Source organism: Anaerotignum neopropionicum, assembly GCF_001571775.1.
GTDB lineage: Bacteria > Bacillota > Clostridia > Lachnospirales > Anaerotignaceae > Chakrabartyella > Chakrabartyella neopropionicum.
Window position 1 is genome coordinate 85,930 of record NZ_LRVM01000005.1, and the last position, 14,167, is coordinate 100,096.

The following is a 14,167-nucleotide window of genomic DNA, read 5'->3' on the forward strand; positions in this document are numbered from 1 at the left end:
TCACTCCACTCCGCGGAAGAAATGCCCCTTTGTATTTCCCTTTTCCTTCATTTCCTCCAAAAGGTTTCTTGTTTCTGCACTTATTTTATTTGGATTTTGCGTCATTTCTGCATATGCCTTTGTGATTTTTGCCGCACGCCCAGCGCCTTCTTTGGTAAATTCCAAGCGCACACTACCCGTTACGCTTTCTAAAATTTCATCATAAAACTTCAGCGTAAATAATGGCTTACTGTTCAATATGGTGCACACACAGCGTTCGCAATCCGTCATCAGCGGGAACTTCAAGCCCTTTCTGTCCCGCAAGAAATAAAGCTCGGTATTATTCCTTTCGGAACAGTAGAGATGCCCCTCTTTTTCCCCTGCATAATTGCCAATGGGGCATTGCTGTGTCTTCATAAGAGGGAGGTACCCATACACAACCATTTCGCAGTCCTTATCGCCCATGACATTGATTTCTTGGAGATTTGCTTCCACGGAAAGGCAAACCTCATCCGCCCCTTGCTGCTTCCAAAAAGCAACGCCCTCTTCATTCATTACATTTAAAGAATAGTCCACCGTGATTTTCTTCCCACTATCCTTCACCATGCCAAACTGCCCCGCAGAGCGCACCAAAAAACCGTCAATTTCAGTTTTTTTCAGGCTCTCCACCATTGCATCCTCAATTTCCTTTCGCCACTGTCTGCTGATTTTAGGCAAAGCAGCATAAAGACTTACACCAAAACGTCGGCAAAGCTCCAATGCAGAAGGCAAATTCCGCTCCATGTCAGCGGAAGCTTCATAGTAAATCACCCGCAAACCTTTTATGCGGACAACCGCCTCAAGCTGTAAGAAATCCGTTACCAAAACGTGTAACTTTTTTTGAAGCAAATTTTCTTTTTTTCTTTCTTCCTCTTTTTCCTCTCCCTGAAGGCTTGAGCGCTTTGTACTTTTCAAAATCGCCTCCTCCAAGGCTTCTACAGCCATTCTTCTTAATTGATTTAGCGCCCCGATACTTACATAAATATCGTCATCCGCCTCAATCTCCAAGCTTTCCAAAGCAAATGGTGTCGATCCCATTTTTTCCGTTTGCTGCTTTAGCTTTTCCACCGTGGTAGGCTGATTTTCCGCCCTCTCCACCGTATCTCCCGTCACATAAATGTTACTACCTGTCATATCCCAAAGCTGTAATGCCAAGGGCTGACCTTTTTTTGCTTTTAATAAACCAAAAATAGACTTCTTGCGGCTATCCTTTTCCCATGTTTTGCGAAGGGCATCATTTAAGGACTTCCCGTAGGTTCGATAAACAACATCATTTTTTTCAATCTCCCCCTCCAGTGTCAGAGAAATAACTTCTCCTGCCTTGGAAACCTTGGAAATATTTGTCCCAACATGAGGGCCGTTGCTTGTCCAAATCTCAATACCGTCACCGGGCACCAATGGTTCACGGGTTCGAATGGTAACACGTTTATGCTTGGGAATATAATTGTCCACAAACCCAATCTTTAAGCCCCAAGTTTTCGGTCGTTCCACGCTCATCATGTCCTTGCCGCCGGCGGAGGTGTAATAACCTTCCGTAAAGCCACCTCGGTTAAAAAGCTGCGTCAAGGTTTTCACATCCTGAGGGGAAACCTCATACTGGGCTGGATGCTCAAAATACAAGTCTATATATTTTCTATAAATAGCAGTAACGCCTGCCACATACTCAGGATTTTTCATCCGCCCTTCAATTTTAAAGGACGTGATTCCCGCCTCAATTAATTGCGGCAAAATTGTTACCGTCTGAATATCCTTAGGGGAAAGGAGATAGCCCTCCTGCAATTTATCCGCACCCTTGTATAAGGTATAAGGCAAACGGCAGGTTTGCGCACATTTTCCTCGGTTACCGCTTCTTCCGCCCAAAATACTGCTCATGACACATTGACCGGAATAGCTGACACAAAGCGCCCCGTGAACAAAGGTTTCAATTTCCGCCTCACTTTGAACAGTAATCTCTTGTATTTCTTCTAAAGAAAGCTCTCGGCTTAAAACAATTTTAGAAAAACCCAAGCTTTCCCAATAACGAACATCCTCAAGAGAATTGGCGGTCATCTGGGTGCTTGCATGCAAAGGAAAATCCGGATATTTTTCCTTAATGAGTTTTGTGGCACCGCTGTCTTGCAAAATTAATGCATCTACGCCCATTTTATATAGCTTGCCGATAAAATCAATAAATTCCTTTAATTCCTTATCCTTATATAATGTATTTACTGTTACATATACACGAACGCCTCTCACATGACAATAATCGCAAGCCTCTTCCAATTCCTCTAACGAGAAATTCCCCGCATACTGTCTGGCACTAAAAAGCTTTCCTCCTAAATAAACAGCGTCACAACCATTGTTTACCGCCGCTTTCAAACTCTCCATGGAGCCTGCCGGAGCCAATAATTCAGGCTTATTCCTTACCGACATTTTCATTCTCCTCTCTTTATGAACAGACCAATTTTATATCCTCTTTATTATTACCAAAAAAACAAATCACCCTTCGTTTTTATCATAAATAAACGAAAGGCGAGAATGTCGGCACATGCAACATCCTTAAAAAGAAGAATAAAAAGTCTAATTTCTTTACAATGCAATCTTTTCGTTTTTTACCTTCTACGATATTTATCCTTTTTTGATTTTTTAGCCGCATTTTTTCCTGTCTGTCCGCCTTTTAAGCTCATGGCATTTGAATCTGTGGAATTCAAATCTGCGACTTTCAAATCCCCAGGAGGAAGTTTTTGGTCTTCCTCATCGCCACGGCTGACAGTTTCTTCTTTTTGATTGAGCACAAGCTGTCCTGCTGTTTCTTGCCATTGATCATCCGTTAATTCAACCAGTTCTGCTTTCGCCTCGTCCAGTTCCGCTTTTGTTTTATCTAGTTGTGAGGTCAACTCCTCAAGCCTTGCTCTAAGACCCAAATTGCGCCCTTCCAGCTCTGCATTTTTATCTTTTTCCTTAAAATAATCATCTGCAACATTTAAGGCCGCCAACACATAAGCCAAACTGGTGTCCAGCTTCACCGCCGCCGCATTTGTGCGAATTTCCCCTATTTTTTTATGAATATAGGCAGCCACAGCCTGCATATGTGCTTCCGTTTCCTCCCCCACCAGTGTAAAGGATTTTCCGTCCACGGAAATTTTTATTCTGTTTTTCAAAAAACTACACTCCTCTCCTCAGCCCTTCGCAAAACAACATTTAAAAACCGTTACACAATTTCCATTTACAAAATTTCCCCTATGAAATCCCCAAAACAAAACGCTTCCTTTTTAACGCATAACGGTCCATACCGCAGCATCACTCAGCAGAAAAAGCCTTTCTTCTGCCGTTTATGAAATGCTCTCCCACAAATAGGAATTGCTATAACCCCCTGCAAATCCCTGTGTCAATCAAGCTCTATTCATCTATTTCCTTCACAATTTGTTTCTTTTCACAAATTTCATAACATTTTATGGAAACAAATTTGTTTTATAATTATAACATATCAAGTGCCGCTGCGAAATGCTTTTTTATAATAAAAGAAGACCTCTTGACCAGATTTTTCTCGTCAAAAGGCCCTCAATATTTAGGAGATTCAAGTATTATTTGTAGTTTTGTGCAAATTCATAGCCCATTATAAATGCTTTTTTGTTATCGGGAATAAATTTTGCTTTGCTGCCCTCAAATACATGGGTAAAGGCATCGTCAATGCTTTCCACCTTTACAGTATTAATTGACTGAATGACAGCACCTAATAAAATGATGTTTGCTAATTTCGCGCCACCAAATTCCTGGGTGGACATTGTATTTGCAGGTACATTTAAAACACGAATATCCGCCTTATCTTCTTTCAAAGCTGCCAAGTCGGAGTTCACAATTAAAACACCGCCTTTTCCAAGAATATCTACAAATTTATCCAAAGAAGGCTGATTCATTGCAATTACGCAATTTGCATCGCTGGTAACTACCGGAGAGCCGATAGGTTCGTCGGATACGATTACATGGCAGTTTGCAGTCCCACCACGCATTTCAGGGCCATAAGAGGGGCACCAGGAAACCTCGTGTCCTTCCAGCATACCTGCATAAGCCAAAATCTTACCCATAGAAAGAGTACCCTGGCCGCCAAAGCCCGCACAACAAATTCTCTGTGTATTCATATTATTTGCCCTCCTCTGCAGTGATATCTTTATAAACGCCAAGAGGATAGTAAGGGATCATTTTTTCTCTTACAAATTCCATGGATTTCACCGGTGTCAAACCCCAGTTTGTAGGACAGGTGGAAACAACCTCAACAAAGGTAAAACCTAAGCCTTGTCTTTGAATTTCCAAAGCTTTTTTAATGGCTCTTTTTGCCTGTGTCACCTGCGCAGGTGTGGATACACTTACTCTTTCAATATAAACAGGGCCGTCTAAGGTTGAAAGCATTTCGCATACACGAATGGGGTTACCGTTAATTTTAGGGTCACGCCCAGCCTTTGCCGTTGTTGCCTTCATACCGGGTAATGTTGTAGGCGCCATCTGTCCGCCCGTCATCCCATAAATACCATTATTAATGAAAATGGTGGTGATTTTTTCTCCTCTTGCAGCGGCATGAATGATTTCAGCAGTACCGATGGAAGCAAGGTCACCGTCGCCCTGATAAGTAAGAACGATTTTGTCGGGATGTACTCTTTTAATCCCCGTTGCAGTCGCAGGAGCACGGCCATGGGCACACTGAATTGCATCAAAATTAAAGTATTTATTGGCAAATACGGAACAACCAACAGGTACAGCCGCAATTGCGTTTTTGTCTTCGCCCAATTCCTCCAGGGCTTCTGCTACAAGTCTGTGAACGATGCCGTGTGCACAACCAGGACAATAATGCAATTTTACATCAGTTAAAGCCTTTGTTTTTTGAAATACAACTGCCATTATTTGTCACCTCCCATAACCCTCTTACCAAACTCAACGATTTCATCCACCGCAGGAACAACACCGCCTGTTCTGCCATAGAATTCAATTTTATTTTTATCATTGCAAGCATAAGCAACATCCTGAACCATCTGACCCATGCTCATTTCAACGTCCATATATTTCTTAATCTTCTTATCTAATTTTTCAAAAGCCTTTGCAGGGAAGGGCCACAATGTTTTTGGTCTGATCATCCCTACCTTGTAACCAGCTTCTCTTAAATAGCTAATTGCACTTCTCACAATTCTGGAAGATGTGCCGTAGGAAACAAAAGCATATTCTGCATCCTCCATCAAATATTCTTCCCAAGCCTGCTCATTTGCTTCAATTACCGCATATTTTTCAAAGTGACTCTTATTCCAAGCTTCGCATTCGTCAGGTTCAATAACCAAGTTCTGAATCATATGCTTTTCGCCATCACCCTTGCCCGTTAATGCCCATGTTTTGGGAGCCAATTCTTTTTTGCAAACATAATTAAATTCAACTGGCTCCATCATCTGACCAATCAAACCATCCGCCAAAACAATAACAGGTGTGCCGTAATAATCAGCCAAATCAAAGGCTTCCATAACCATATCAACAGCTTCCTGAACGGATGCAGGAGCTAAAACAATATCATGATAATCGCCATTTGAACCGCCTTTTACTGTCATATTATAATCAGCCTGACCAGGTTGAATTGTGCCCAAACCGGGGCCACCGCGCATCATATTGATAATAACCGCAGGCAAACCAGCGTTGGAAATATAACCGATTCCTTCTTGCTTCAAAGCAATACCTGGGGAAGATGAGCTTGTTAATACACGGGCACCTGCACCAGCAGCACCATAAACCATATTGATTGCGGCAACTTCAGACTCAGCCTGAACAAAAACACCGCCAACCTTGGGTAATTCACTGGATAAGTATTCCGGAACTTCACTCTGAGGAGTAATCGGATAGCCGAAGAAATATCTGCAACCCGCCTCAATTGCTGCCTTACCAACTGCTTCGTTGCCTTTCATTAAAACCTTTGCCATTGAAATTTCCTCCTCTCTTAATCGAGCTTTTCTACTGTAATTGCACAGTCAGGGCACATCTTTGCACAACTTGTGCAAGCGATGCAGTCATCATTTACTACTTCTGCTGGGTTGTAGCCTGAAGCATTAATTTTCGTTGTGGAAAGTTGCAGCACATGCTTGGGACAAACAGATACACAAAGCTCACAGCCCTTACAGAGCGTTTCATTGATCGTTACTCTACCTTTTGCCATTCAAATACACCTCCATAAATCTTTAAATTTACATCCAGGTTTGTCTCATATATAACTTCATAGGGAACAACTCCCCGGCAAGACCAAGCGGTACCTCTTCGGCCATGAGTTCTTCTACATAAGAAACATACCTCACAGCGACGCCTGTTTGTTTGGTTACTTCTCTCAAAATGGCATCTCCATCGAAAAGACACTGGGCATTGGTTTCACGAATTAGGTTTGTGTTGTTAATGAAGCCGGTCACCTTTAGACCCGAAGCACACTCAAGCTTCTCCATCTGCTCGATTACACCCTCAGGTGTAGACGTATCGGGACGATAAGTATTGACTACCATAAAAAAATCCACTTCCTCAGGGTCCAAAATAGGTTTTAATCGACCTAGCACCATTGTGCCCACATCGTTTCCGCCCAAATCGACGATATAATCGAAGCTACGCTCCCTCGCCGGCATTGTCATGGCAGCAGAAACCGCAGGCACATCCAGCCCAGCCCCTTCAATTGAAGAAGCAATGACCATAACACCTGCTGCCTCCATCTCCTTCTTTTTTTCCCTAGAACGGAAATAAACATTCACGATATCCAAATCAGCAATGGCAATTTTGCGGCCCATTTGACTGAGCTTCATGGTATAATTTACCGCAAATTCTGTCTTCCCACTACCGTAGTGACCTGTAATAATACGAATTCTTTTATCATCAGTAAGCATGGCATTCACCTCATTATTAAAACATGCACCGATATATACGTCAAAAAATGTGAAGTTTGTACAAAATCAATTTTCAGCTATTCATCATGAACAAATTAAATAAATTTTATACAAGTTTTTAATGCAAATTATTACTATTTTTTCTTTTGTCTGTATACATTATAACGCATTCATATTTTATTTGCAATAAAATCAGTTATTAATTTGTCAAGTATCTAAAAAAAAACATTAAACTTTCTTTTTTTCTGTTTAAAAAAACGATTTACCTGCATTTCTTTTGTTTATTTTAGATATTTCATTGCAATTTTATCTTTTCTTTTTATGGTTTTTTTTACTTGTCTTACAACAGTCGGTTCTTGATAGCAATTCCTTTAACGCTTATAATTCTCCAATAAAAAACCCATTTTCTCTCAAAAGTTTTGAGAAAAAAATGGGTTTTTTTCTAAAAATTATTATGTTGTCCTACAACAAAATTATACATTATATAGCAGCTCCCCGTAGGTAGGGAAAGGCCATGCCTTTTCATCCACCAAAAATTCCAGTCTATCGGCAGGCACACGTAATTTTTCCATGGCTGCAAAAACACGATCACGGTAGAACACTGCTTGTAAACGACTGTCAGCTTTCAGCTGTGCCGCCTCATGAGTAACCTCCGCCAGCTGTTTTAAGGCTTCATGGAATGCTTTGATATTCTCATTGATTTCCTGCAACAGCTCTGTCTCTACGGATGCATCAAAACCGGCGGCTTTCATTGCTGCCAAAGAAGCTGCCACCTCTCCTGCATACTTTACAACAGCGGGACGAATCTGCTTCGATGCAATATCAATCATCGCTTTGGCTTCGATATTGATTTGTTTGATATAGCTCTCATACATAATTTCTGAGCGAGACTGCAATTCCACACGGCTCAAAACCTTATGGCGTTCAAATAATTCAATTGATTTTTCTTCTGTCAAATAAGGAACAGAATCCACCATATTTGTAATATTGCTAAGACCTCTGCGCTCCGCTTCCTGCACCCAATTATCGGAATAGCCATTGCCGTCGAAAATAATCCGTTTATGGTCAATATAGGTTTTGCGAATCAACTCATGCATGGCTGTGTTGAAATCCTCCGCCTTTTCCAGCTCCTCGGCAAACTCTTCCAAAACATCGGCAACAATGGTATTCAATACAAAATTAGGACCCGAAATAGAGCCTGAGGAGGGCGGCATACGGAACTCAAACTTATTGCCTGTAAAAGCAAAGGGAGAAGTTCTGTTTCTGTCCGTTGCATCTCTTTTCAAGTAAGGCAGGGTGTTTACACCAACACGCATTTTTCCGCCCTGAATGCTTGTGGTTGCTCCGCCATGCTCAATCTGGTCAAAAATATCCAAAAGCTGATCTCCAAGGAAAATGGAGATAATAGCCGGGGGGGCTTCCTGTTTGCCTAAACGGTGGTCATTACCGGGGTTTGCCGCCGCCAAACGCAATAGCTCAGCATATTGATCCACGCCTTTAATAATGGCAGTCAAAAATACCAAAAATTGAGCATTTTCATGGGGTGTTTTACCCGGGTTCAAAAGGTTCTGGCCATCATCAGTCCCCAAAGACCAGTTGTTATGCTTGCCGCTGCCATTTACCCCTGCAAAAGGCTTTTCATGAAGCAGACAAGTCAAATTATGATGCCCTGCAATACGCTTCATCGCTTCCATCACCAGCTGATTATGGTCAGCGGCACGGTTGCAATCATCGTAAATAGGCGCAAGCTCATGCTGCGAAGGCGCAACTTCATTATGCTGTGTTTTTGCAGTTACCCCAAGCTTCCAAAGCTCTATGTTCAGCTCACGCATAAAGCAGGCAACTCTTTCTTTAATACTGCCAAAATAATGATCATCCAATTCTTGTCCTTTTGGCGGTGCGGCACCAAAAAGGGTTCTGCCTGTAAAAATCAAGTCTTTCCTCTGGTTATACATACTACGGTCGATGAGGAAGTATTCTTGCTCTGCCCCCGAATATACATTAATCTTCTTGGCAGTTGTATTGCCAAACAGGTGCAAAATGCGCATTGCCTGCTTTGAAACGGCCTCAACAGAGCGTAGTAGGGGTGTTTTTTTGTCCAATGCTTCCCCTGTATAGGAGCAAAATGCTGTAGGAATATATAAGGTAATCCCTGCCGCATCCTCTCTTAAAAAAGCAGGAGAAGTACAATCCCACGCTGTATAGCCTCTTGCCTCAAAGGTTTGGCGTAAGCCGCCGGAGGGAAAAGAAGATGCGTCCGACTCACCTTTAATTAATTCCTTGCCGGAAAACTCCATAATTGCCTTACCATTATTTGGTGGTGCCAAAAAGGAATCATGCTTTTCCGCAGTGATACCTGTCATTGGCTGAAACCAATGGGTATAATGGGTTGCTCCTCTTTCCACCGCCCAATCCTTCATGGCATTCGCAATAATATCTGCGATTGAGGAATTTAGCATTTCCCCCTTTTCAATGGTATTTTTTAATTCCTTGTAAACCTGTTTTGGCAAATGCTCACGCATCATTGCGTCATTGAACACGTTCATGCCAAAAATTTCGGGTATTGAAATTTTTTCGTACATACACTTGTCCTTTCTAGATTAACTTTCATTCTTCTTCATTTTACCATACGTTTTATTATACAAGCGCAAAAAAGGTTTTGCAACGATTTTGCATTCTGCGCTTGGAGAAATCCCATCTGTGATATTTTTTGTAAACTATATTGGTATTTTTTATGCAAATTTGTGCCTAATTATGTGTTTTTTATTTCTCCAAAATCAAAAAACATTTATTCGTCTTTTGGTATAATTTTACCATTGATAAGGAACGTTAGTTCTGATATAGTAATATTAAGTTCGATTGAGGAGGCATTTTGTATGAAGCTTATAAATAAAAATATTGATATGATTTCTTGGACATCTAAGGATGGAGCAGTTACTCCCGTACGTTTTCGTATGGACGAAAACGGAGAAGCAATAACCGTCAAGGTAGACCGTATCATACAAACAGAAAAAAACAAATTTGGTGGTAGTCCCACTCTTTGTTTCCTCTGCAGCAGTATTATTGACGATATAGAAAAAATATATGAACTCACCTGCAATTGCGATAGTCAAAAATGGCTGCTAAAAAAAATATAATTAAAAATACACTTTATCTATAAAAACGTCATACTTTAAATTGTTATATAAATATGGATTTCCAACTTAATTTTATAGCTTCTATAAAAAAACCGGCTATCAATAATGATAACCGACTCAGACTATAGAAAAACCTATTTTTAAGAACGGAAGAATTGAGAAGCGAAGAGTTTCTCAAATGGAATCTCTAGGATGAGCTTTGTCAGCTTGAAAAAAGCTTGAAAGAACCGAGCTTTTTTTAAAGGGTGTCGACTAAGTCGACACCCCAAGCCTAATGACAAACCTTGGGCGTTGCCAAAACCCACTTGCTTTTTGAAAAAAGCAAGATCAAAAACTTTTACTAAAATCATTTTGCAAAACCCCAAACACGTTTATCGCCATTACATCGATCACCTCAGCGTTCAATCTCTTACAGGAATAATCGCCCCTTGGGATGCAGACTTTACATTTTTATAATACTGATATAAATAACCTGTTGCCTGAGGCATTTTACAACGTTTTCCTTGGCTACGTCTTACCTCAAAATCAACCTCCGCAGAAATTGTCCCGTTTTTTACATCCACAACAATCACATCCCCATCCAAAAGATAAGCAATGTTTCCATCGTCTGCCGCCTCAGGACAAATATGCCCAACAAAACAGCCATTATTGGAACCAGAAAATCTGCCATCAGTAATGACACAAACCTTACTTCCCAAGTTCATCCCTACCAACAATTTCATTGCCTTATACATTTCGGGCATCCCCGGGCCGCCCTTAGGGCCTTCGTTGCGGATTACCACAACCTCCCCCGCCTTTACCTCGTGGTTCCGAATTCCACGCAAGGCATCCTGCTCACTTTCAAAAATCCTTGCGCTTCCTTTAAAATATAAAGCTTCCTCAGGAATCGCAGATGGCTTCGTAACAGCACCGTCTAAGGCTAGATTGCCCGTTAAAATGCCAATACCGCCCCTACGATGCACAGGGTTTGATAACGGACGAATGACATCAGGATTATAGTTCCTTGCTTCCTTTAAATTTTCCCGTAAGGTTCGCCCTGTACAGGTCATTGCCTTTGTATCCAGAAGTTCTTTCATTTCCTTCATAATTGCCTGCACGCCGCCCGCCTCATAAAAATCCAGCAAGGTATACTGCCCTGCAGGAATCATGGGCACCAAATGGGGCACATCCTTTGCGCCATTTCCAAAATCGAAAATCGTAAAATCAATTTCTGCCTCATAGGCAATGGCAAGGAGGTGCAGCACTGCATTGGTAGAACCGCCAATGGCTGAATTCACCTTTACCCCATTCAATATTGACACCTTTGTAATAATATCTCTGGGGCAAATCCCCTTTTCCACCAAGTCCATAACCGCCCTGCCGCTTTCATAAGCCATTGCCAGCCGCTTGCTGTAAACAGCAGGAATCGCCGCCACTCCGGGTAACGCCAAGCCCAATGCCTCCGCCAAGCAGCACATAGTATTCGCCGTCCCCAGCATCGCGCAGGAGCCTGGGGTTGGGACCGCATTATTTTCAATCCAATCAAACTGCTCCTGGGTAATCAGCCCCGCCTTTAATGCGCCCTCAGATTGCTGAATAATGGAATGGTCTATGTATTCCCCACCGTAGGGATTGTTTTCCTTCATTCTGCCGGGTAAGGTAGGTCCTCCGTTGATAAAAACCGCGGGAAGATTAACACGAACCGCCCCCATAAGCATACCGGGCACAATTTTATCGCAGGAGCCAATTAATACCATGCCGTCCAACCGATGAGCCTCCATCATGGTTTCAATTTCGTTTGCCAAAACCTCTCTGCCTGGAAGAATATGTCGCATGCCTTTATGTCCCATGGCAATGCCATCACAAGCACCGATAACCCCAAACTCCACCGCCATACCGCCGGCAGCACAAATCCCCTCTTTCACCCTTTGGGAAATCTGCTGCAACAAAAAATGCCCCGGACAAACGGAATTATATGCATTTACCACCGCTATCATGGGTTTTTTCATTTCGCCATCGGTAAAACCGCTGCTTTTATATAAAGCCCTTACATTTGCCCACTCCGGGCCCCTCAATATGTCCTTACTTCGAATAATCATGCTTACCTCCTTAACCTTTCGCCCTTTCAAAAGGTCTTGGATAACCTTTTTAGAGCAAGGCTTCTTCTCAATTTCCAATTTTTTAATGTGAAAATACCATTCCCTTGCTTTCCTTTATAAGAAGAGCATAAAAATGAGGGGCATTGTAAAAATACAAAGCACTGTACTTACAAAAATATACTTGCTTGCCAACGCTTCATCCTCACCAAATTCCGCCGCCAATATTGCACAAAATGCCCCAATGGGCGTAGACAATCCAACCACAATTACGCCCAAAATCAGGTTGTCATGAATAAATGGTTTTAATATTATGTAAGAAGATAACGGCATAAAAATCAAACGAAAAAAGGAAACCGGATATGCCCATTTCTCCGTAATCATTTCTTTGAAATTAAATTTTCCAAGTATTCCGCCAATATAAATCATTGCCAAGGGAGAAAGCATTCCCCCCACCATACTCACCGTATCCTTCATTGGTCCAGGCAGACGAATATTCAGAACAAAAAGCAAAATCCCCACTACCGTTGCCACATTTACAGGTGCCTTCAACAGCTTTTTCATATTCACCTTGTTGTTATCAGGATTTGCTGAGCATTTTTGCAACACAACCACTCCTAAGGTATAAGACATAATATTAAACGCAAAGGTGGCAAAGGCACAGTAAAACACACTGCTTCCGCCAAAAATCATGGCAATCACAGGAATGCCCATAAAGCCGATATTTGCAAACATATTGCTGAAAATCCAAATACCCTTTGCATTTTCCGGCACTTTTAACAAACGGAAGGAAACCCACCCTACAACAAGCCCCCACAGATGCATAATTACGCAAACGATAAATACCACAGCGCCTTCTCGAAACAATGTGGGAGTATAGTCAATTTGCAAGGAAGAGATGATAAAGCAAGGAATAATGATACGCGTCAAAAACCCAGCAAAGTCCTCCATAAAGCTATCCCCGACAATTTTTTTCTTCCTACAGAAATATCCAATCAGAAGCAGAAAAAATATAATCATCAACTTGTCCAATACCGTTATAATTGCATCCAAGTACCTTCATCTTCCTTCCCCAATACACTTTTGATATACGCTTTTTGTATACAATTTTATCCTATTATTGGTTTACTGTAAAGATACATTTCCCCTTTTGGATAATATCCAAAATATTTTGCGCCGCCATGAATCCCATTTTGCTGCTTGCCTCGTAGGTAGCCGCTCCTGCATGGGGCGTAATGGTGCAGTTGGGAAGCTCTAATAATGGGCTGTTGTAAGGGGGTTCCTCCACCGTTGCATCCAAACCAGCAGCACCAATTTCTCCATTTTTCAAAGCTTCAAACAATGCGTCCTCGTCGATAATTCCACCACGGGCAGTATTGACAATAACCGCTTTGCTTTTCATTCTTTGAAAAATTTCCTTATTGAACATATTTTTTGTTTCCTCATTTAACGGTGAATGAATGGTAATAAAATCCGCCTCTTTTACAATGGTTTCAAAATCAACGTATATAGCCCCAGTTTCTTGAGCAAAGGCTTCATCCTGATAGGTATCGTAGCAAAGAATGTCCATGGAAAAGCCCTTACATCTTTTTGCTACACCTTTTCCAATTCGGCCTGCCCCAATGACACCAAGGGTTTTTCCAAACATTTCCACCCCCGTAGGTCTTTGCTGATTGCCATCCTTAATACAGTTATCCATATAGCTTACGTTTCTTGCCGCTGAAAGCATCAGTGCCATCGCCATATCCGCCACAGAATCGCCGTTTGCGCCAGGGGTAATGGTAACGGCAATGCCCCTGGCCTTTGCCGCCTGGATATCAACCTTGTCATAACCAACGCCATAACGGGAAATAACCTTGAGCTTTTTTGCCGTTTTCAAAAGCTCCGCTGAATAGTCCTCCAAGCCGGCAATAATGGCATCCGCATCCACAATTTCCCTTATCAGCTGTTCATTTATAGGGCCGTCCGCCGCTACCAGCTTCTTGACTTGAAACCCGTTTTCCTCCAATAATTTTTGTGCTTTCTCATCGGCACTGCCAAAAGACCTTGCTGTAACCAATACTTTCAT

General features: G+C 41.9%; 13 protein-coding genes. 1 reads left to right on the top strand and 12 read right to left on the bottom strand.

The features are described 5' to 3' along the window. The 8 genes from CLNEO_RS09040 to CLNEO_RS09075 all read right to left on the bottom strand — a co-directional run bounded on the left by CLNEO_RS09040 (position 1) and on the right by CLNEO_RS09075 (position 9,469). Complete coding sequence (locus CLNEO_RS09040; protein WP_162266470.1) at positions 1-2,430, bottom strand: DUF3656 domain-containing U32 family peptidase; 2,430 nt, start codon at positions 2,428-2,430, stop codon at positions 1-3. 179 nt (positions 2,431-2,609) lie between these two features. Continuing rightward, positions 2,610-3,158, bottom strand: coding sequence for a cell division protein ZapA (locus CLNEO_RS09045; RefSeq protein WP_066087661.1), 549 nt, complete (start codon positions 3,156-3,158; stop codon positions 2,610-2,612). A 423-nt stretch (positions 3,159-3,581) separates the two neighbouring features. Continuing rightward, the gene (locus tag CLNEO_RS09050) at positions 3,582-4,136 is read right to left on the bottom strand and encodes a 2-oxoacid:acceptor oxidoreductase family protein (RefSeq protein WP_066087664.1); all 555 of its coding nucleotides are present in this window, start codon (positions 4,134-4,136) and stop codon (positions 3,582-3,584) included. Between the two features lies 1 nt (position 4,137). Then, the gene (locus CLNEO_RS09055; RefSeq protein ID WP_066087667.1) at positions 4,138-4,890 is read right to left on the bottom strand and encodes a thiamine pyrophosphate-dependent enzyme; all 753 of its coding nucleotides are present in this window, start codon (positions 4,888-4,890) and stop codon (positions 4,138-4,140) included. Further along, positions 4,890-5,948, bottom strand: coding sequence for a 3-methyl-2-oxobutanoate dehydrogenase subunit VorB (locus CLNEO_RS09060; protein ID WP_066087670.1), 1,059 nt, complete (start codon positions 5,946-5,948; stop codon positions 4,890-4,892). The genes CLNEO_RS09055 and CLNEO_RS09060 overlap by 1 nt, the downstream gene beginning before the upstream one ends. 17 nt (positions 5,949-5,965) lie before the next feature. Beyond that, positions 5,966-6,181: a 4Fe-4S dicluster domain-containing protein gene (locus CLNEO_RS09065; RefSeq protein WP_066087673.1), complete on the bottom strand. Its 216-nt coding sequence runs from the start codon at positions 6,179-6,181 to the stop codon at positions 5,966-5,968. Between the two features lie 28 nt (positions 6,182-6,209). Further along, positions 6,210-6,887 (bottom strand): ATP-binding protein, encoded by a 678-nt coding sequence (locus tag CLNEO_RS09070; RefSeq protein ID WP_066087676.1) that lies wholly within the window; start codon positions 6,885-6,887, stop codon positions 6,210-6,212. Between the two features lie 473 nt (positions 6,888-7,360). Continuing rightward, complete coding sequence (locus CLNEO_RS09075; protein ID WP_066087679.1) at positions 7,361-9,469, bottom strand: glutamine synthetase III family protein; 2,109 nt, start codon at positions 9,467-9,469, stop codon at positions 7,361-7,363. A gap of 294 nt (positions 9,470-9,763) precedes the next feature. On the opposite strand from CLNEO_RS09075, the gene CLNEO_RS09080 reads away from it, so the two are divergent. Then, positions 9,764-10,024, top strand: coding sequence for a hypothetical protein (locus CLNEO_RS09080; RefSeq protein WP_066087682.1), 261 nt, complete (start codon positions 9,764-9,766; stop codon positions 10,022-10,024). Positions 10,025-10,164: 140 nt separating this feature from the next. Here the strand turns inward: CLNEO_RS09080 and CLNEO_RS09085 are convergent, their stop codons facing one another. The 4 genes from CLNEO_RS09085 to CLNEO_RS09100 all read right to left on the bottom strand — a co-directional run bounded on the left by CLNEO_RS09085 (position 10,165) and on the right by CLNEO_RS09100 (position 14,167). Beyond that, positions 10,165-10,374: a hypothetical protein gene (locus CLNEO_RS09085; RefSeq protein ID WP_066087685.1), complete on the bottom strand. Its 210-nt coding sequence runs from the start codon at positions 10,372-10,374 to the stop codon at positions 10,165-10,167. A gap of 51 nt (positions 10,375-10,425) precedes the next feature. Next, complete coding sequence (gene ilvD, locus CLNEO_RS09090; protein WP_066087688.1) at positions 10,426-12,102, bottom strand: dihydroxy-acid dehydratase; 1,677 nt, start codon at positions 12,100-12,102, stop codon at positions 10,426-10,428. Positions 12,103-12,216: 114 nt separating this feature from the next. Beyond that, entirely contained in the window at positions 12,217-13,152 is a 936-nt protein-coding gene (locus CLNEO_RS09095; RefSeq protein ID WP_066087691.1) for an AEC family transporter, read from the bottom strand. Positions 13,153-13,216: 64 nt separating this feature from the next. After that, the gene (locus CLNEO_RS09100; RefSeq protein ID WP_242864194.1) at positions 13,217-14,167 is read right to left on the bottom strand and encodes a phosphoglycerate dehydrogenase; all 951 of its coding nucleotides are present in this window, start codon (positions 14,165-14,167) and stop codon (positions 13,217-13,219) included.

Excerpts from the sequence above, each read along its gene's own strand:
- CLNEO_RS09040 (WP_162266470.1), bottom strand. The coding sequence starts at position 2,430 with ATGTCGGTAAGGAATAAGCCTGAATTATTGGCTCCGGCAGGCTCCATG.
- CLNEO_RS09050 (WP_066087664.1), bottom strand. The coding sequence starts at position 4,136 with ATGAATACACAGAGAATTTGTTGTGCGGGCTTTGGCGGCCAGGGTACT.
- CLNEO_RS09055 (WP_066087667.1), bottom strand. The coding sequence starts at position 4,890 with ATGGCAGTTGTATTTCAAAAAACAAAGGCTTTAACTGATGTAAAATTG.
- CLNEO_RS09060 (WP_066087670.1), bottom strand. The coding sequence starts at position 5,948 with ATGGCAAAGGTTTTAATGAAAGGCAACGAAGCAGTTGGTAAGGCAGCA.
- CLNEO_RS09065 (WP_066087673.1), bottom strand. The coding sequence starts at position 6,181 with ATGGCAAAAGGTAGAGTAACGATCAATGAAACGCTCTGTAAGGGCTGT.
- CLNEO_RS09070 (WP_066087676.1), bottom strand. The coding sequence starts at position 6,887 with ATGCTTACTGATGATAAAAGAATTCGTATTATTACAGGTCACTACGGT.
- CLNEO_RS09075 (WP_066087679.1), bottom strand. The coding sequence starts at position 9,469 with ATGTACGAAAAAATTTCAATACCCGAAATTTTTGGCATGAACGTGTTC.
- CLNEO_RS09080 (WP_066087682.1), top strand. The coding sequence starts at position 9,764 with ATGAAGCTTATAAATAAAAATATTGATATGATTTCTTGGACATCTAAG.
- CLNEO_RS09085 (WP_066087685.1), bottom strand. The coding sequence starts at position 10,374 with ATGATTTTAGTAAAAGTTTTTGATCTTGCTTTTTTCAAAAAGCAAGTG.
- ilvD (WP_066087688.1), bottom strand. The coding sequence starts at position 12,102 with ATGATTATTCGAAGTAAGGACATATTGAGGGGCCCGGAGTGGGCAAAT.
- CLNEO_RS09100 (WP_242864194.1), bottom strand. The coding sequence starts at position 14,167 with ATGAAAGTATTGGTTACAGCAAGGTCTTTTGGCAGTGCCGATGAGAAA.